At 60.3% G+C, this 17,424-nt stretch carries 16 protein-coding genes; 8 read left to right on the top strand and 8 right to left on the bottom strand.

Annotation, left to right across the window (positions count from 1 at the left end; genetic code table 11):
- Positions 1 to 77: 77 nt before the first annotated feature.
- A complete protein-coding gene (locus tag JOE34_RS08425) occupies positions 78 to 1,994 on the top strand; it encodes a PhoX family phosphatase (RefSeq protein WP_029571682.1) in 1,917 nt (638 codons plus the stop codon).
- A 268-nt stretch (positions 1,995 to 2,262) separates the two neighbouring features.
- Here the strand turns inward: JOE34_RS08425 and JOE34_RS08420 are convergent, their stop codons facing one another.
- From JOE34_RS08420 to JOE34_RS08395, 6 genes are read right to left on the bottom strand one after another with little or no spacing between them, the layout of a single operon-like run.
- The gene (locus JOE34_RS08420) at positions 2,263 to 3,096 is read right to left on the bottom strand and encodes a phosphodiesterase (RefSeq protein ID WP_024684126.1); all 834 of its coding nucleotides are present in this window, start codon (positions 3,094 to 3,096) and stop codon (positions 2,263 to 2,265) included.
- Positions 3,097 to 3,121: 25 nt separating this feature from the next.
- The gene (locus tag JOE34_RS08415; RefSeq protein ID WP_032659691.1) at positions 3,122 to 4,153 is read right to left on the bottom strand and encodes an ABC transporter ATP-binding protein; all 1,032 of its coding nucleotides are present in this window, start codon (positions 4,151 to 4,153) and stop codon (positions 3,122 to 3,124) included.
- Entirely contained in the window at positions 4,150 to 4,944 is a 795-nt protein-coding gene (locus JOE34_RS08410; protein WP_003316181.1) for an ABC transporter permease subunit, read from the bottom strand. Before JOE34_RS08410 ends, JOE34_RS08415 begins: the two co-directional genes overlap by 4 nt.
- Positions 4,941 to 5,810 carry an ABC transporter permease gene (locus JOE34_RS08405; RefSeq protein ID WP_046266866.1) on the bottom strand — a complete coding sequence of 290 codons (870 nt, stop codon included), beginning with the start codon at positions 5,808 to 5,810 and terminating at the stop codon, positions 4,941 to 4,943. Before JOE34_RS08405 ends, JOE34_RS08410 begins: the two co-directional genes overlap by 4 nt.
- On the bottom strand, positions 5,810 to 6,811 hold the full coding sequence (locus JOE34_RS08400) for an ABC transporter substrate-binding protein (protein WP_209995541.1): 1,002 nt from the start codon (positions 6,809 to 6,811) through the stop codon (positions 5,810 to 5,812). The genes JOE34_RS08405 and JOE34_RS08400 overlap by 1 nt, the downstream gene beginning before the upstream one ends.
- Positions 6,795 to 7,814, bottom strand: coding sequence for a substrate-binding domain-containing protein (locus JOE34_RS08395; protein ID WP_024649924.1), 1,020 nt, complete (start codon positions 7,812 to 7,814; stop codon positions 6,795 to 6,797). The genes JOE34_RS08400 and JOE34_RS08395 overlap by 17 nt, the downstream gene beginning before the upstream one ends.
- 194 nt (positions 7,815 to 8,008) lie before the next feature.
- On the opposite strand from JOE34_RS08395, the gene JOE34_RS08390 reads away from it, so the two are divergent.
- From JOE34_RS08390 to JOE34_RS08375, 4 genes are all read left to right on the top strand, one after another.
- Positions 8,009 to 8,983: a serine/threonine protein kinase gene (locus JOE34_RS08390; protein WP_161421587.1), complete on the top strand. Its 975-nt coding sequence runs from the start codon at positions 8,009 to 8,011 to the stop codon at positions 8,981 to 8,983.
- Positions 8,984 to 9,185: 202 nt separating this feature from the next.
- Positions 9,186 to 10,073 carry an EamA family transporter RarD gene (gene rarD, locus JOE34_RS08385; RefSeq protein ID WP_046266867.1) on the top strand — a complete coding sequence of 296 codons (888 nt, stop codon included), beginning with the start codon at positions 9,186 to 9,188 and terminating at the stop codon, positions 10,071 to 10,073.
- 264 nt (positions 10,074 to 10,337) lie between these two features.
- A complete protein-coding gene (locus JOE34_RS08380) occupies positions 10,338 to 10,691 on the top strand; it encodes a type II toxin-antitoxin system RelE/ParE family toxin (RefSeq protein WP_046266868.1) in 354 nt (117 codons plus the stop codon).
- On the top strand, positions 10,691 to 10,993 hold the full coding sequence (locus JOE34_RS08375) for an XRE family transcriptional regulator (RefSeq protein ID WP_003393594.1): 303 nt from the start codon (positions 10,691 to 10,693) through the stop codon (positions 10,991 to 10,993). The genes JOE34_RS08380 and JOE34_RS08375 overlap by 1 nt, the downstream gene beginning before the upstream one ends.
- A 19-nt stretch (positions 10,994 to 11,012) precedes the next feature.
- On the opposite strand, the gene JOE34_RS08370 is transcribed toward JOE34_RS08375, so the two are convergent.
- A complete protein-coding gene (locus JOE34_RS08370; RefSeq protein WP_046266869.1) occupies positions 11,013 to 11,531 on the bottom strand; it encodes an ACT domain-containing protein in 519 nt (172 codons plus the stop codon).
- A 322-nt stretch (positions 11,532 to 11,853) separates the two neighbouring features.
- Here JOE34_RS08370 and JOE34_RS08365 point away from each other — a divergent pair, with 322 nt between their 5' ends.
- Positions 11,854 to 14,031 (top strand): malate synthase G, encoded by a 2,178-nt coding sequence (locus JOE34_RS08365; RefSeq protein ID WP_046266870.1) that lies wholly within the window; start codon positions 11,854 to 11,856, stop codon positions 14,029 to 14,031.
- A 66-nt stretch (positions 14,032 to 14,097) separates the two neighbouring features.
- Here the strand turns inward: JOE34_RS08365 and JOE34_RS08360 are convergent, their stop codons facing one another.
- Positions 14,098 to 14,544 (bottom strand): response regulator, encoded by a 447-nt coding sequence (locus JOE34_RS08360; RefSeq protein ID WP_003316174.1) that lies wholly within the window; start codon positions 14,542 to 14,544, stop codon positions 14,098 to 14,100.
- Positions 14,545 to 14,775: 231 nt separating this feature from the next.
- Here JOE34_RS08360 and JOE34_RS08355 point away from each other — a divergent pair, with 231 nt between their 5' ends.
- Positions 14,776 to 16,710, top strand: coding sequence for a DUF294 nucleotidyltransferase-like domain-containing protein (locus tag JOE34_RS08355; RefSeq protein ID WP_024649927.1), 1,935 nt, complete (start codon positions 14,776 to 14,778; stop codon positions 16,708 to 16,710).
- Positions 16,707 to 17,420 carry a 3'-5' exonuclease gene (locus JOE34_RS08350; RefSeq protein WP_024961459.1) on the top strand — a complete coding sequence of 238 codons (714 nt, stop codon included), beginning with the start codon at positions 16,707 to 16,709 and terminating at the stop codon, positions 17,418 to 17,420. The genes JOE34_RS08355 and JOE34_RS08350 overlap by 4 nt, the downstream gene beginning before the upstream one ends.
- Positions 17,421 to 17,424 lie beyond the last annotated feature (4 nt).

Below are 17,424 nucleotides of genomic sequence, written 5' to 3'. Positions count from 1 at the left end.
TGGCAAGTCATCACCGCGACACATTTTCGTCATATGCGCGCACTAAGGTGGCTGCCATATTCGAGGGAGCCGTGATGATGAAACTATTAGAAGAAAACCAAACCACCGATCTGGAAAACATGGTCGGCGCCGACAAGGTCGGCCTCACCCGCCGCGGTTTCATCAGCGCGGGCGCATTGTGCGGCGCGGCGATGTTCCTCGGCGGCAACCTGCTCAGCCGCACCGTCCTGGCGGACAGTGTCAGCGCGGCGTCTGGCAGATTGCTCGGCTTCCAGAGCATTCCTGCTGCCACCGCCGACAGCATCAGCCTGCCGGCAGGTTACAGATCCTCGGTACTGATCAGTTGGGGCCAGCCTCTGCGCGCGGGCGGTCCGGCGTTCGACCCGAGTGGCAAGGGTACCGCCCAGGCTCAGGAGGTGCAGTTCGGCGACAACAACGACGGCATGTGTCTGTTCCCGATGCGGGGTCGCAAAGACCGTGCTTTGCTGGCGATCAACAACGAATACACCAACTACCGCTACCTCTTCGAGCATGGCAAGGAGCCGCAATCGGCCGAAGAAGTACGCAAGGCACTCGCCGCAGAAGGCGTGTCAGTGATCGAGGTACAGCAGAAAAACGGCAAATGGCAGTTCGTGCAGGACTCGCGTTACAACCGTCGCGTGCATGGCAATACGCCGATCAGGCTGAGTGGCCCGGCGGCCGGTCACGACTGGCTCAAGACTGACGCCGACAAGACCGGCACCCGCGTTCTGGGGACTTTCCAGAACTGCTCCAGCGGCCAGACGCCGTGGGGCACGTACCTGACCTGTGAAGAGAACTTCACCGATTGCTTCGGCAGCAGCAACGCGGAGCAGACATTCGATGCGGGCATGAAGCGCTACGGCGTCGTGGCTGCCAGCAAAGAGATCAACTGGCACCCGCACGACCCGCGCTTCGACGTGGCGAAAAACCCCAACGAGGTCAATCGTCATGGCTGGGTGGTCGAGATCGATCCGTTCGACCCTGAATCGACGCCGGTCAAGCGCACGGCGCTCGGGCGTTTCAAGCACGAAAACGCCGCCTTCACGCAAACCAGGGACGGGCGCGCCGTGGTGTACATGGGCGACGACGAGCGTGGCGAGTTCATCTACAAGTTCATCAGCCGCGACCGGATCGATCGCAAGAACCCGAAAGCCAATCGCGACCTGCTGGACCACGGCACCTTGTACGTGGCGCAATTCGACGCTGGCAACGGCAACCCGGATCATCCAAAGGGCAATGGCCAGTGGATCGAACTGAAACACGGCAAGAACGGCCTCGATGCCGATGCTGGTTTCAATAATCAGGCTGAAGTGTTGATTCATGCGCGCCTGGCCGCCAGTGTGGTCAAGGCCACGCGCATGGACCGCCCGGAATGGATCGTGGTCAGCCCCAAGGATGGCCAGGTGTATTGCACGCTGACCAACAACAGCAAGCGCGGCGAAGAAGGTCAACCTGTCGGCGGGCCGAATCCACGCGCCAAGAACCAGTACGGGCAGATCCTGCGCTGGCGCGAAGGCGGCAACAATGCGTCGGCGATGGCGTTCGAGTGGGACCTGTTTGTGGTCGCGGGCAACCCGACCGTACATGCCGGTACGCCACAGGCCGGGTCGAGCAACATCAACGCGCAGAATATGTTCAACAGCCCGGACGGCCTGAGTTTTGATCGTTCGGGTCGGCTGTGGATTCAGACCGACGGCGACTCCAGCAACAAGGGCGACTTCGCTGGCATGGGCAACAACCAGATGCTCTGCGCCGACCCTGCCAGCGGCGAGATCCGCCGTTTTCTGGTCGGCCCGGTCGGTTGCGAAATCACCGGTATCAGCTTTGCGCCTGACTACCGGACGATGTTTATCGGCATCCAGCATCCTGGTGAGAACGGCGGCTCTACCTTCCCCGAGCATTTGCCCAACGGCAAACCGCGCTCATCGGTGATGGTCATCACCCGGGAAGATGGCGGCGTTATCGGCGCCTGATCGGCAATCAGGAAGAGGACGCAGATCGCTCATCGTTATATAAAGGTCTGCTATTGATTCTGGCCGGAGGCCGTGGGAGCGAACTTGTTCGCGAAGAGGGCTGTATGATCGTCGAAAATGCATCGACTGAAACACCGTCTTCGTGAGCAAGCTCACTCCCACAAGGATCTTTACTCCGCCTGATACTGCGCGTCGAGCCCCGCTTTCCGGGCTCATCAAGACTCGAGTATCACGCCGGGCGCAGAGCGTGGGAGCGATGAGTAATCAATTAATCAATCAACCCGTTCACATCGTAGAACGGGTACGGCCCTTCATAGTCGCCGAACACGGCGTTATGGCTGACAAACCCCTGCTCCGAATGCCAGCGGTGCAGCACGTAGCCTGCCGGTTCCAGATTGAAATGCGCAGGCGCGGCTTCGTCGAGGTCGAGGACAATCTGATGTGAGGTGCCAGGGCAGATGCTTGCCAGGCTGCCTCCGAAACGTCGTTGCATCGGTCGATGCAAATGTCCGCACAGCAAACGCTCCACTTGCGGATGCTGGGCGATCACGCGCTCAAGCGCCGACGCGTTGCCGAAGGGTTCGCGGTCCATGTGCCCTATGCCGGTAATGAAAGGCGGATGGTGCATGACGATCACGGTCGGCACGTAAGGACGACGGGACAGCTGCGCGTGCAACCAGTCCAACTGACAGTAATCCAGTTGCCCGCCATGCTCGCCGGGAATGGTCGTGTCCATGCCGATCAGGCGCACCGGGTATTTCTCCACCACCCAGTCCAGAGGTCCGCTGGCCGACAACGGCAGGTACACCTGCTCGGCAAACGCAGCCAGCAGCTTGTGTCGATCGTCATGATTGCCGGGCACCAGATAAAACGGCATCTGCAGACGTTCCAGCTCTGGCTTGAGTACGGCGTATTCGTCTTCGCGACCGAAGTCCACCAGGTCACCGCTGATCACCACGATGTCGGGGCGCTGCTTGCTGGCATTGATGTGCGCGACAGCGCGGCGCAACGCACCCAGAGTGTCGACCACGCCATAAGTCAGGCGGCCGTCGGCTTTGAGGTGCAGGTCACTGATCTGAGCAATGAGAAACGAACGATTCAAAATAATCTCTCTACGAAAAACGAGTTCACGAATGCAGGGTAAACAGCACTTGCGGGTCGACACTCAAGGTAATGACTGCGTTGGCGGCGTAAATCACGTTGTCGGTGCTGTCCACCAGCAGCGGCTGCGGGCCACCGACATCGACCAGCAAGCGACTTTGCGCGCCCTGAAAAAACTGCCCGACCAGACGCCCATGAAGATGGCCGTTTCCTGACATCAAACGCAGGTGCTCGGGGCGGCAGTAGACCGTGCCCGGTACGTCAGGCCCGTGCCACGGCAGCTCGCCACCGCTCACCTTGAGGCCTGACGGGGTGCGCTCGACCACGCTGAACGCGTTCAGATTGCCGACAAACCCGGCGACGAACGCATTGGCAGGTTGTTGATAGATTTCCCTCGGCGTCGCCAATTGCGAGACGCAGCCTTTTTCCATGACCAGAATCCGGTCGCCCAGAGCCATTGCCTCGCCCTGATCGTGGGTGACGAACACCGAGGTGATGCCCAGCCCACGCAGCAACTGGTCCAGCTCACTGCGCAAGCGCTCGCGCAACTGCGCGTCCAGTGCCGCCAGCGGTTCGTCGAGCAACAGCACCCTAGGACGCGGCGCCAGCGCACGGGCCAGAGCGACCCGTTGGCGCTGCCCGCCAGACAGTTCGTTGACGCGGCGATTGCCGTGGCCGGTCAAACCGACCAGTTCCAGCAACTCATCGCAACGCTTGTTGCGCTCGGCAGCCGACAGACCACGAATCTTCAGGCCGTAAACGATATTGCCGGCCACATCGAGGTTGGGAAACAACGCGTAGTTCTGAAACACCATGCCCACGTCGCGCCGCTCGATGGGCAGCCGTGTCACGTCCTGATCATCGAACAGCACCTGGCCGACGTCCGGACGTTCAAGCCCGGCAATCAGCCGCAAGGTGGTGGTCTTGCCGCAACCGGACGGACCGAGAATCGCCAGCGTTTCGCCGGGCTCGATGGTCAGGTGCAGATCCTTTACAGCAACGGTGCCGTCGGCAAATGCCTTGCGGCAGCCTTTCAGGCGAATGGTGGTTCCGCTCATCGGCTCTCTCCACGGGCAAGACGCGCGCTGATGGCCTGCAACGCAATCAGCAGCGGCACAATCAGCAACAGAAAAAGAAGGGTGTAGGCACTGGCGACTTCCAGTCGCGCCGAGGCGTAACTATCGGCCAGACCGACCGGCAGGGTTTTGGTCATCGGCGTGTGCAGCATCCAGGTCAGGTTGAATTCGCCCAGCGACAGGGTCACAACCATCAGCACACCGGCAAGAATCCCGGCTCGGCAGTTAGGCACCACCACACTGAAGAAACGCTTGATCGGCCCGGCGCCCAGACTGGCGGCCGCCTCTTCAAGCACCGGCAGTTGCTGACGCTGCATCACCGCCATAACCGGACGCACCAGGAACGGCAGGGTGAACAACACGTGGCCGACCAGAATGAACAACCAGCTGCTGCGAAAGCCGCCGAACTGGCCGTAGGTCAGGAGTAACGCGAGGGCGCTGGCCAGACCGGGCATGGCGACGGGCAAGACCATCAATTCCTCGAAGGCCCGGCTGAAGCGATTGTTCATGCGCACCAGTGCATACGCAGCCGGAACCCCTACCAGGCACACGCAGATTGCGCAGGCCACGGCCAGTTGCAACGACAGCCAGACGGTGGGTGAATAGGCCTGCCAGACCTGCACCAGCCAGTCGAAGGTCAGACCGCTCGACAGACCGAGAAAATAATTGCGCGTCAGGCCGGCCAGCAGCGACAGCACCACAGGCACCAGCATGAACGCACAGACCAACAGGGTGAACGCCAGTTGCGCCACGAACAACGGTGAACGTTTCACAGGACAACTCCCGATTTACCGACCATACGACGCGCCAGCAACAGCACTGCCCACGTCACCAGCCCGAGGATGACTGACAGCGCAGCGGCCACCGTGAAGTTGGCGTAATTGGTGAACACGTTGTAGATCGCTACCGGCGTGACGTTCAGGCGCGTGCCCAGGGTAAAGGCCGTGCCGAAGGCGCCCATCGACGTGGCGAAGCAAATCGCGCCGCAGGACACCAGCGCGGGCGCCAGCCCCGGAACGATCACATCGCACACCACCCGCCAATGACCGGCACCCAGCGAATGCGCAGCTTCTTCAAGGCTGCGGTCCAGGCTTTCGCAAGCGGCCATGACTGTCAGAATCACGCGCGGAATCGAGAAATACAGATAGCCGATGAACAGCCCGGTCAGCGAGTAGGCGAACACCCAGCGCTCGCCCGCCAGGTGCAGCCCGAGCGCGGCGAAGATGCCCTGTCGACCGGCCAGCAGAATCACCAGAAAGCCGACCACCACACCGGGAAACGCCAGCGGGAAGGTCAGCAAGGCCACCAGCGCAGAGCGTCCGAAAAAGTGGTTGCGGGCCAGAAACACACCGCTGATGCCGCCGACCAGCAACGCCGCGAGCGTTACCACCAGCGCCAGCAGGCAGGTTTGCAGCAGACTGCCGAGGTACTGAGCACTGCTCAGGACCTGCCAGTAACCGCTGCCATTGCCATCAGATCCTTGCGTACCGAGCATGATCAGGTGGGTCAGCGGCAGCAGCCAGAATGCCAGCAATACGGCCATCGCCGGGGCCAACGCCACCGCAGCGGTCGGGCGCAGCCGCAGCCTGAAAAATCCGCCCTTGCACAGAGGCAGCGCTTGTTCCGGCGAGGCCGACATTACTTCACCTCACGCAGATAACGGGCAGCGAAAGCTTCCTGAACTGCGGCCATGTGCTGGTAGTCCACCACACCGGCGCGGGCGTAATCGCTGTCCGGCAGGAACTGTGCAGCCACTTCGGCAGGCATTTTCGAGCGCACTGGACGCAGATAGGCCTTGGCCCACAGCGCCTGCCCTTCGTCGGACAATACGAAGTCCAGCACCTTCTCGGCGTTGGCACGATGAGGCGCCTTGGCCACCAGGCTCATCACGTACGGAACGCCGATGGTGCCTTCCTTGGGAATCACGAAGGCGACGTTGGCCTTGTCCTTGTAGCGAGCGCGATAGGCATTGAAGTCATAGTCGACCAGAATCGGCAGCTCGCCGGACAGCACGCGTGCATAGGCGGTTTGCTTGGGCACGATGGGCGAGTTTTTCGCCAGTTTCTGGAAGTAGTCGATGGCCGGACCGAAGTTGTCCAGCGTGCCGCCCATGGCCTGGTTGATCGCCACGGCGGACACGTAACCGACGAACGCGCTGGACGGGTCGAGGTAGCCGACCATGCCCTTGTACTCGGGCTTGAGCAGGTCCGCCCAGCTTTGCGGCACCGGCAGACCGCCCAGTGCGTCGACGTTGACCATGATGCCGAGGGTCCCGGAGTGAATGGCGAACCAGTGCCCTTCGGGGTCCTTCAGACCTGCCGGAATCTCGTCCCAGTGCTTGGGTTTGTAGGTGTCGACCACGCCGGCCTTCTGCGCCTGCAAGCCAAATGTCACGCCGTAATAGACCACGTCAGCGACTGGTGCGGCTTGCTCGGCAACGATCTGCACCAGCGCCTGGCCGGAGTTCTTGTTGTCCAGCGGCACCTGCACACCGGTGCTGTCGGCAATCGCCTTGAGCTGCGTTCCCCAGTCGGCCCATTCGGGCGGGCAGTTGTAGCAGATGGCGGTTTCGGCGGCCTGGGCGAGGCTGGCCGCACCGCATAACAGCAGTGCCGCGAGGGTTTTACTGAGGCTGAGCATGAAGCATCTCCTGGTAGGGCTGGGTGCTTTCGCCGGGCCGGATGTGGCACGGCAGACAATGAGAAACAGGTACTGCGCCAGCAATCCGTGCCAGTAATTGGTCGATGACGATGTGCGCCAGCTCGGCGATGGGCTGAACCACGCTGCACAAGGTCGGGTGCATCTGCGTGCCGAGGGCGATGCCGTCGAAGCCGATCACCGACAGGCGCTCGGGAACGCCCCAGCCGTTGCGGCGCAATTCGGCAATCAGGCTGATGGCCAGCAGATCGTTGGAACAGACCAGCGCGCTGGGCGCGTCCGGCCCACGTAGCAGCGGTTCGAGTGCAGCGAAATCGGCGCTTGTATGAGCAGGCATTTCAATCACCGGGCGAGCTTCAAGCCCACACTCGGCCATGGCGTCGCGATAACCTTCATAACGCAGTCGGGCGCGGTCGGACTGCATGGCCGGGCCTGCGACCATGGCGACTCGCTGATGGCCTGCATCGATCAGGTATCGAGTAGCCAGCGCCATCCCCGCGCGGTTATCCACAGACACCGAGCTGTAATCAGGATTGTCGGTCTGGTGATAGGCCAGCACGAACGGGGTGTCTTCACTGATCAGGTCTTGCAGCACTCGGTTGTGCTCGGCGTCGGTCACCGTCAGCACCAGCCCGTCGACCCGTTGACGTAACAATTCCTCAACCACGGCGCTTTCACGCTCTGCGGTGTAGTCGGTGGTTGCCAGCAGCAGGTTATAACCCCGCGCCCGAGCCGCCCGCTCCATGGCCTGAAACTGCTCGGCAAACACCGGGTTGAGCAGGTTGGGCACCACCACGCCAATCAGATTGGTGGTTTGCAGACGCAACTGGCGGCCCAGCCGGTTGGGACGAAAACCCAAGGCGCGGGCCGCGGCGAATACCCGCTCGCGGGTCTCCAAGCGCACGACATCGGGGCTTGCGAAGGCACGTGCCGCCGTGGCTCGGGAAACCCCGGCCAGATGCGCTACCTCTTTCAGATCAGTCATTGTCACTCGCTTGAGATCGATCTCATTGACGGCGACTCTAGGCGCCGAACATGGCTATCTCGCTAACGACTCATGACTTTTTGATGACAAAAGAGAACCAAGGCAGATTAAACGGACGGGGTTTGGCGAAGCGGGACCGGTCTGCGTTACCATCAGCGTTCCGACGCGGCAACCTGCTGCGCGCAGGAGTAGTCATGGCTCACCCGTTTGCAACACTTACTCCCGATCTGGTTCTGGATGCTGTCGAAAGCATCGGTTTTCTCAGCGATGCCCGCATCCTGGCGCTCAACAGTTACGAAAACCGCGTGTATCAGGTCGGTATCGAAGACGGCCAACCGCTGATCGCCAAGTTCTATCGCCCACAGCGCTGGAGCAACGAAGCCATCCTTGAAGAGCACAGCTTCACCGCTGAACTGGTCGAGGTCGAAGTGCCGGTGGTCGCACCCATGGTGCACAACGGCGCAACCCTGTTCGAGCACGCCGGTTTTCGTTTCACGCTGTTCCCGCGTCGCGGTGGACGAGCGCCAGAGCCGGGCAACCTTGATCAGCTGTATCGTCTGGGCCAGTTATTGGGGCGTCTGCATGCCGTCGGCTCGACCAAACCGTTCGCGCACCGTGAAGCCCTGGGCGTGAAGAACTTTGGTCATGACTCGGTCAATTTTCTGCTGGAAAACGACTGCATTCCGCGCAGCCTGCTGCCGGCTTACGAGTCGGTGGCCCGCGACCTGCTCAAACGTGTCGAAGACGTTTACGCAGCCACACCGCACACCAACATCCGCATGCATGGCGACTGCCACCCCGGCAACATGATGTGCCGCGACGAGATGTTCCACATCGTCGATCTGGACGATTGCCGCCTTGGCCCTGCCGTCCAGGATATCTGGATGATGCTGGCCGGCGACCGCCAGGAACGTCTGGGTCAGCTATCGGAACTGATGGACGGCTACAACGAATTCCATGATTTCGACCCTCGCGAACTGGCCCTGATCGAACCGCTGCGGGCCCTGCGCCTGATGCACTACAGCGCCTGGCTGGCCCGTCGCTGGGATGACCCGGCCTTCCCGCGCAGTTTTCCGTGGTTCGGCACGGAGCGTTACTGGGGCGACCATATCCTGGCCCTGCGCGAGCAGATGGCCGCACTGAATGAAGAGCCGTTGAAACTGTTTTGACCTGATGAGCGTGCAGAACGATAACCCCGACTATCGTGCGACGCTCTGCGTCCGATCCTGAGCAAGCGGCGCGGCACAAATCTCGTTAATCAGTCGAACCTGTGTATAACATCGAGCGCTCCAGCGTCAGTACAATCAAAACCACCCACCGCATCACCCCATAATAAAACCGGAATTTTCTGTATTAAAGGGACGACGCTCCATGCAAGCTGCCAATCCACGCCGTGGATACATTCTGGGCCTGAGTGCTTACATCATCTGGGGCCTGTTCCCCATCTACTTCAAAGCCATCGCCGCGGTTCCGGCCATCGAGATCATCATCCATCGCGCGCTCTGGTCGGCGCTGTTCGGCTCGATTGTGCTGATGTTCTGGAAACATCCCGGCTGGTGGCGCGACCTGCGCGACAATCCGCAACGCCTGGCCGTGCTGGCATTGAGCGGTACGCTGATCGCTGCGAACTGGATCGTCTATGTCTGGGCGGTGAACAACGGACGCATGCTTGAGGCCAGCCTGGGCTATTACATCAACCCATTGGTCAATGTGCTGCTCGCCATGTTGCTGCTGGGCGAGCGCCTCAGACGCCTGCAAATGCTGGCGGTCGCCTTCGCCGCCATTGGTGTTGCCCAGCATGTCTGGCACGTTGGCAGCCTGCCGTGGGTGTCACTGGCGCTGGCGCTGACCTTCGCCTTCTACGGGCTGATCCGTAAAAAAGCCCCGGTCGCCGCCCTCCCCGGCCTAGTGGTGGAAACCTGGATGCTTGTGCCACTGGCGCTGATCTGGCTGACGCTCAACCCGACGGCCGTGAGCGCCCAGCCAGAATTCTGGACCACGACTCAAGCGATCTGGCTCGCCGCTGCCGGCCCGGTCACGCTGGTACCGCTGGTGTGCTTCAACGCCGCCGCACGCCATTTGCCTTTCACCACCCTGGGCTTCCTGCAGTACATCGCGCCCACGCTGGTACTGCTGTTGGCCGTGCTGCTGTATGGCGAACACCTGACCACCAGCACCATCATCACCTTCGCCTTCATCTGGACGGGGCTGGCCATCTACAGTGTGGATATCTGGCTGAAATCCCGCAGCCGTCACTGATCAAAAAACAGTCAATACCTCGCAGACCACGCAGCACGTGGGCTGCAAGAGGTTCTCCAAAGGTTATCCACAGGCAGACTGACCTTATCTGTGCACAAGCCCTTGAAACTGTTGAATTTTTGATCAATACACGCCAGGCCACGGCGGGTGTGGTGCGCAAGGCTATTCCCCCAGGTTATCCACAGGCAGGTGCACGATTAACTTGGATAACCCGGATACCTTTCCAAGCATTGAATTATGCACATTTTTTGGTACACTCCAGATATGAGTAATCTCCCACCCACTTTGACCGTCAAGTTTTTCCGGACCGAAACAGGCAATGAACCTGTACGTGAATGGCTGATCGATCTGCCACGCGATGATCGTAAGGCAGTCGGCACTGACATCAAGACGGTCCAGTTCGGATGGCCAATAGGTATGCCTGTGGTCCGTAAAATGGAGCCAGACCTTTGGGAAGTCAGAATTGATTTGAAGGAAAAGATTGCACGAGTACTGTTTACCGTCGAAGCCCGCACAATGGTTTTGCTTCATGGCTTCATCAAAAAAAGTGAAAAAACTCCCGCGTCCGATCTGGAAACTGCCAGACAGCGCAAGTCAGCACTGAAGAGGAAAAGGTAATGAACGAGCACATTGGCTCCGACTTCGATGACTTCCTTGCCGAGCAAGGTTTTGCCGAGGAGGTTTCTGCCGCAGCTCTGAAGCGAGTCATCTCTTGGCAGATCGCCGAAGTCATGAAACAGCAAAAGGTGACCAAGAAGGCTCTTGCCGAGCGTATGCACACAAGCCGGACGGCAGTGGACAGGGCTCTGGATCAAAACGATCCAGGAATGACTCTTGCGACGCTGGCCAGCGCAGCAAGAGCGCTGGGGCAACGTGTAGAAGTCAGGCTGGTACCAGAGCGAGAAGCAGTCCACAACTGAATAAAACCAGTCGTCGGGCTTACTCCTTGGCTCCCAGCACCAACTCCACCATCAAATCATCCGCCAGGGTCTCGAGCGCCATCTGCAGGTCATCCAGTGACAATTCCTGCGGGACGCCCAGCACTGCTTTGGCCTGGAACAGCAGTTCGCTGCTCATGGGCGCAGGGGACACGTCGGTGATCAGGTGTTCGACGTTGACGCCCTGCCCGGCCAGCAAACGGGTGATGTCGCGCACGATGCCGGGGCGGTCGTTGCCGACCAGTTCCATGCTGATCAGGCGGGTGGTATCGGACGTCTCGACCACGCTCTCGGCCAGCAACATGCGGATGCCATGGGCTGACAGGCCGTTCAGCGCTTTGATCAGGTCGTCATACTTTTCGGCCTCGACACCTACCTTGAGGATCCCGGCAAATTGCCCGGCCATGCGCGACATGCGGCTTTCCAGCCAGTTGCCGCCATGCTCGGCAATGCACCGCGCGATGCGTTCGACCTGGCCCGGTTTATCGGGGGCAACCAGCGTTACGACGAGATGATCCACGGTCAATTCCTCTTATGCACAGATGGTTTGGAGACAGCGTCGGTCATACCAGTATAGGCATCCCGGAGAGGCAGCTCGCACACGGTAAATCGTGTACCGTTTGCCACGCTTTATGGAACAATCCTGAATGCTTTTGGGAACACGCTGAATAATCATCGTGACCCGATATGAATATCCAGTCGTTTAGTGACATATTCAGCGACGTTTTCACGCGACGACCGCTCATGTAGTATCCAGAATTGCGCACTACATGACACCCAGATCAATAACAGAGCGCTCCCCGAGTGTGCTCGACCCTGCTGAGCAGAGTGAGGCAAGTGCAATGACTGAGTACGTTCAAGTCGGTGACCTGCAAGTCGCCAGAGTCCTGTTCGACTTCGTGCAGAACGAAGCCACCCCCGGAACCGGCGTCGACGCCACTGCGTTCTGGGCCGGTGCAGACAAACTGATCCATGACCTTGCGCCGAAGAACAAGGCACTGCTCGCCAAACGTGATGAGTTACAGGCGAAAATCGACGCCTGGCACCAGTCGCATGCAGGGCAGGCTCACGACGCCTCGGCCTACAAAGCCTTCCTTCAAGAGATTGGCTACCTGCTGCCAGAAGCAGCGGACTTCCAGATCACCACGCAAAACGTCGATGAAGAAATCGCCACCATGGCGGGTCCGCAACTGGTCGTGCCGGTGATGAACGCCCGGTTTGCGCTCAATGCGTCAAACGCCCGCTGGGGTTCGCTGTATGACGCGCTCTACGGCACCGACGCCATCAGCGAAGCAGGTGGCGCGGAAAAGGGTAAAGGCTACAACAAGGTGCGTGGCGACAAGGTGATCGCGTTCGCTCGCGCCTTTCTCGATCAGGCAGCGCCCCTGTCAGCAGGTTCACATGCCGACTCGACGGCTTATAAGCTGATCGACGGCAAACTGGTCGTCAGTCTCAAGGGTGGCAGCAATACCGGCCTGCACGATGACGCTCAACTGGTCGGTTTTCAAGGCGATGCCTTGGCGCCGTTTGCCTTGCTGCTCAAGCACAACGGTCTGCACTTCGAACTGCAGATCGACGCCGCCAGCCCGGTCGGTCAGACCGATCCGGCGGGCGTGAAAGACATCCTCATGGAAGCTGCACTGACCACCATCATGGACTGCGAAGACTCCATCGCCGCTGTGGATGCCGACGACAAAGTGGTTGTCTACCGCAACTGGCTGGGCCTGATGAAGGGCGATCTGGCCGAGTCGGTGTCCAAGGGCGGAGAAACCTTCACCCGCACCATGAACCCGGACCGCGTCTACACCACGCCAGAGGGCGGCGAAGTCACGCTGCACGGTCGCTCGCTGTTGTTCATTCGCAACGTGGGCCACTTGATGACCATCGATGCGATTCTCGACAAACACGGCAACGAAGTGCCGGAAGGCATTCTCGATGGGCTGCTGACCAGCCTCGCCGCCATCCACAACCTCAACGGCAACACCTCGCGCAGCAACAGCCGCAGCGGCTCGATGTACATCGTCAAACCGAAGATGCACGGCCCGGAGGAAGCGGCATTCACCAACGAACTGTTCGAGCGCATCGAGCAGGTGCTGGGCTTGCCGCGTAACACCTTGAAGGTCGGGATCATGGACGAGGAACGCCGCACTACGGTCAACCTCAAAGCCTGCATTCAGGCCGCCAGCGAGCGCGTGGTATTCATCAACACCGGCTTCCTCGACCGCACCGGTGACGAAATCCATACCTCCATGGAAGCGGGCCCGGTGGTGCGCAAGGCGCAGATGAAAGCCGAGAAGTGGATCGCTGCTTACGAGAACTCCAACGTCGACATCGGCCTGAAATGCGGCCTGCAAGGTCGCGCACAGATCGGCAAAGGCATGTGGGCCATGCCGGACCTGATGGCGGCGATGCTGGAGCAGAAAATCGCTCATCCACTGGCTGGCGCCAACACCGCCTGGGTCCCCTCACCTACGGCCGCTGCGCTGCACGCCCTGCATTATCACAAGGTCGACGTGTTCGCCCGGCAGGCCGAACTGGCGCAACGCGAGCAAGCCTCGGTGGATGACATTCTGACCATTCCGCTGGCACCGAACACTGACTGGACCCCGGAAGAAATCCAGAACGAACTGGACAACAACGCACAAGGCATTCTTGGTTATGTCGTGCGCTGGATCGATCAGGGCGTGGGGTGTTCGAAAGTACCGGACATCAACGACATCGGTCTGATGGAAGACCGCGCCACGCTGCGCATCTCCAGCCAGCACATGGCCAACTGGCTGCGTCATGGTGTCGTCAGCGAAACTCAGGTTCTGGAAAGCCTCAAGCGCATGGCCCCGGTGGTGGATCGCCAGAACGCCAACGACCCGCTGTATCACCCGCTGGCACCCGACTTCGACAACAACATCGCCTTCCAGGCGGCGGTCGAACTGGTGATCGAAGGCACGCGACAGCCTAATGGCTATACCGAGCCGGTACTGCATCGTCGCCGTCGGGAGTTCAAGGCCATCAACGGCCTGTAACGCGTCGCACACCTTCGTTGCAGGTTCTGGTGCTCACCGGACCAGAACCTGCAACGGCTCACTGCCTCAACTTATCCCCAATTCCCGCTTGACCAGCTTCACCAACTGCCTGGTATTGAGCGGTTTGAGAAGGAAGTCCACCACGTTCAGGTGCATGGCATCGATGGCATCGCGCACGTTGGCGTCGCCGGAAACAATGATGATCGGCAGTTCGGCGCGGTCCGACTCACGAACCTTGCGAATCAGATCCAGCCCGTCAAAAGGAGCCATCCGCAGGTCGGTGATCAGCAGTCCGATGGACTGACGCGAGTGGATCATCTGCAGCGCAGTATCGCCACCGGGCGCGGTCATGCAGCTGATGTCATTGAGGCTCAGAATTTCAGCCAGCAGTTCGCGCGCGTCGCTGTCGTCATCGACGATCAGGACCCGTTGCGGGGCGCTGCGGTCGGGCGTGAGCATGACCTCATGGAGGGCATCGCGCTCATCGTCGCTCAGAATATCGTGGTCAATCATTGCAGTCTCATCATTCCCTGAACTAATCCGACAGCAGATACGGGTCAATCTGCGATGCATTTCGTCGGCATCCTGGCCAATCTTCGCTCGCAATCCATTGCGCTCGTCAAATCAGTTATGCCGCAAGCAGCACGGCGGTGTCACGGGGTTCAAGGTAAGACTTACGTCCAATGGGCACCTGGCTGCAAGCGGCCGACCATGAGCACCAATAACAAGAACGCGGAACAGGCCATGAGCAAGGCAGATGCTTTCACCCAGGCAGGCAAGACAGCCGTGCTGCAGAACATACACGGCACCATGCAGTTTCTGCAAAAATTCCCGCCGTTCAATCAGATGGAAAACGCTCATCTGGCGTATCTGGTCGAGCAGTGTCAGCTGCGCTTCTACGCTGCAGGTGAAAGCATCATCAAGCCTGGCGACGGGCCGGTGGAGCACTTTTACATCGTCAAGCAGGGTCGCATCGTCGGCGAGCGTCCGCATTCTGCCAAAGGCGGTACGGAAACGACATTTGAAATAACCACAGGCGAGTGTTTTCCGCTCGCCGCCCTGCTCGGCGAGCGCGCCACGCGCACCGAGCATCTGGCTGCCGAGGACACCTTCTGCCTACAGCTGAACAAGCAGGCGTTCATCAAACTGTTCGCGCTTTCCACAACCTTTCGCGACTTTGCCTTGCGCGGTGTCAGCAGCTTGCTGGACCAAGTCAATCAACAGGTCCAGCAGCGCGCTGTCGAAACCCTCGGCACGCAGTACTCTTTGAACACCCGGCTGGGTGAACTTGCCATGCGCCATCCGGTGATGTGCAGCCCGGAAACGCCCATGCGCGACGCCGTGCGGCTGATGCACGAGCAGCAAGTAGGCAGCATCGTGATTGTCGACGAGCGGCAGTCGCCGCTGGGGATCTTTACCCTGCGCGACCTGCGTGAGGCGGTTGCCGATGTGAATGCCGATTTCAGCGCGCCGGTCAGGCACACCATGAGCCTGTCGCCTTTCCACCTGAGCCCGGACGCCAGTGCCTTCGACGCCGCCATCGCCATGACCGGTCGGCACATCGCCCACGTGTGCCTGGTCCGCGACGGGCGATTGTGCGGCGTGGTGTCGGAGCGGGATCTGTTTTCCCTGCAACGGGTCGACCTGGTGCACCTGGCGCGGACCATCCGCAACGCGCCACGTATCGAAGCGCTCGCCGGCTTGCGGGGCGATATCGTCCAGTTGGTCGATCGCATGCTCGCCCACGGCGCGTCTTCAACCCAGATAACCCAGATCATCACTCTGCTCAACGACCACACCGTATGCCGGGTGATCGAGCTGACGCTTGCAGAGAAAGGCGACCCTGGCATTGCCTTCAGCTGGCTGTGCTTTGGCAGCGAAGGCCGTCGCGAGCAGACGCTGCATACCGATCAGGACAACGGCATTCTGTTCGAAGCGCGTGATGCAGCCGAGGCAGAGCAGATTCGCAACGTACTGCTGCCGATTGCCGAACGCATCAATCAGAACCTCGCGCAGTGCGGTTTTACCCTGTGCAAGGGCAACATCATGGCCGGCAACCCCGAACTGTGCCTGTCCCGACTCGAATGGTCGCAGCGCTTCTCGACGTTTATTCGCGAGGCGACGCCGGAGAACCTGCTGGCCTCGAGTATCTATTTCGATCTGCGCGTGGTCTGGGGTGATGAAAGCAGCGGCGAGCAACTGCGCCGCAGCATTCTCGATCAGGTCGCAGATAACCGGCTGTTCCAGCGCATGATGGCTGACAACGCATTGCGCCAGCGTCCGCCAGTGGGTCGCTTCAAGGATTTCGTGTTGGCCCGCAAAGGCAGTGAAAAGGACACCCTGGACCTCAAGGTCGAAGGCCTGACGCCCTTCGTCGACGGTGCGCGCCTGCTGGCGCTGGCCAACGGTATCGGCGTGAGCAACACGCAGGAACGCTTGCGCCAGCTGGTCGAGCGCGAAGTCATCGACCCGCTTGACGGTGCCGCGTATGAAGAGGCTTATCACTTCATTCAGCAGACTCGCATGCAGCAGCACCAACTGCAGAGCCGCCAGAACCTGGCGTATTCCAACCGCATCGACCCGGACACACTCAACCATCTGGACCGGCGCATTCTGCGCGAATCGTTTCGCCAGGCGCAGCGATTGCAAACCAGCCTGACCCTGCGTTATCAACTATGAACCTGTTCGAATGGCTCAAACCACGGCCGAAAAAGACACCCTTGCACGCGCATCAACTGGATCGCCTGGAGCGGCTGCCGGTGTGCGCGAACCTCAGCGACAGGTCACTGCGTGAACAGCGCTGGGTCGTGCTCGACCTGGAAACTAGCGGCCTGAACATGAACCGTGATCAGGTGCTGTCCATTGGTGCGGTAGTGATTGAAGACGGCGCCATCGATCTGGGCCAGCAGTTCGAGCGCACGCTATTGCGCGTCGACCACAAGATCAGTCCGGCCGTTCTGATTCATGGGCTGGCGCCTAGCGCGATTGCCGCTGGCAGTGAGCCGGTCGAAGCCTTGCTGGACTTCATGGAGTTCGTCGGTGACAGCCCGATTCTCGGCTTTCATGCGCCATTCGATCAGCACATGCTGTCACGCGCCTTGAAGGAAAGCCTGGGCTATCGCTTGCAGCATGCGTTTTTCGACGTCGCCGAAATAGCCCCGATGCTGTGCGAACACGCCAACCTGCGTCATGCCGGGCTGGATGACTGGACCCGTTTCTTTGGTCTGCATGCCGAAGAGCGTCATCATGCCAGCGCCGATGCACTGGTCACCGCAGAACTGGCGCTGATTCTGTTCAGCCATGCCCGTCGTCAGCAGATCGACAGCCCCTTGCGGCTGGAGGAAGCACTCGGGCAGTGGCGCAGGCGCAGACAGTCGCATTCGTTCTGACTGC

Origin of the sequence: Pseudomonas sp. PvP028 (assembly GCF_017832255.1) — a bacterium.
Lineage (GTDB): Bacteria > Pseudomonadota > Gammaproteobacteria > Pseudomonadales > Pseudomonadaceae > Aquipseudomonas > Aquipseudomonas syringae.
Note: the sequence above shows the minus strand (reverse complement) of the source record. Positions and strands in the feature narration are given on the sequence as shown.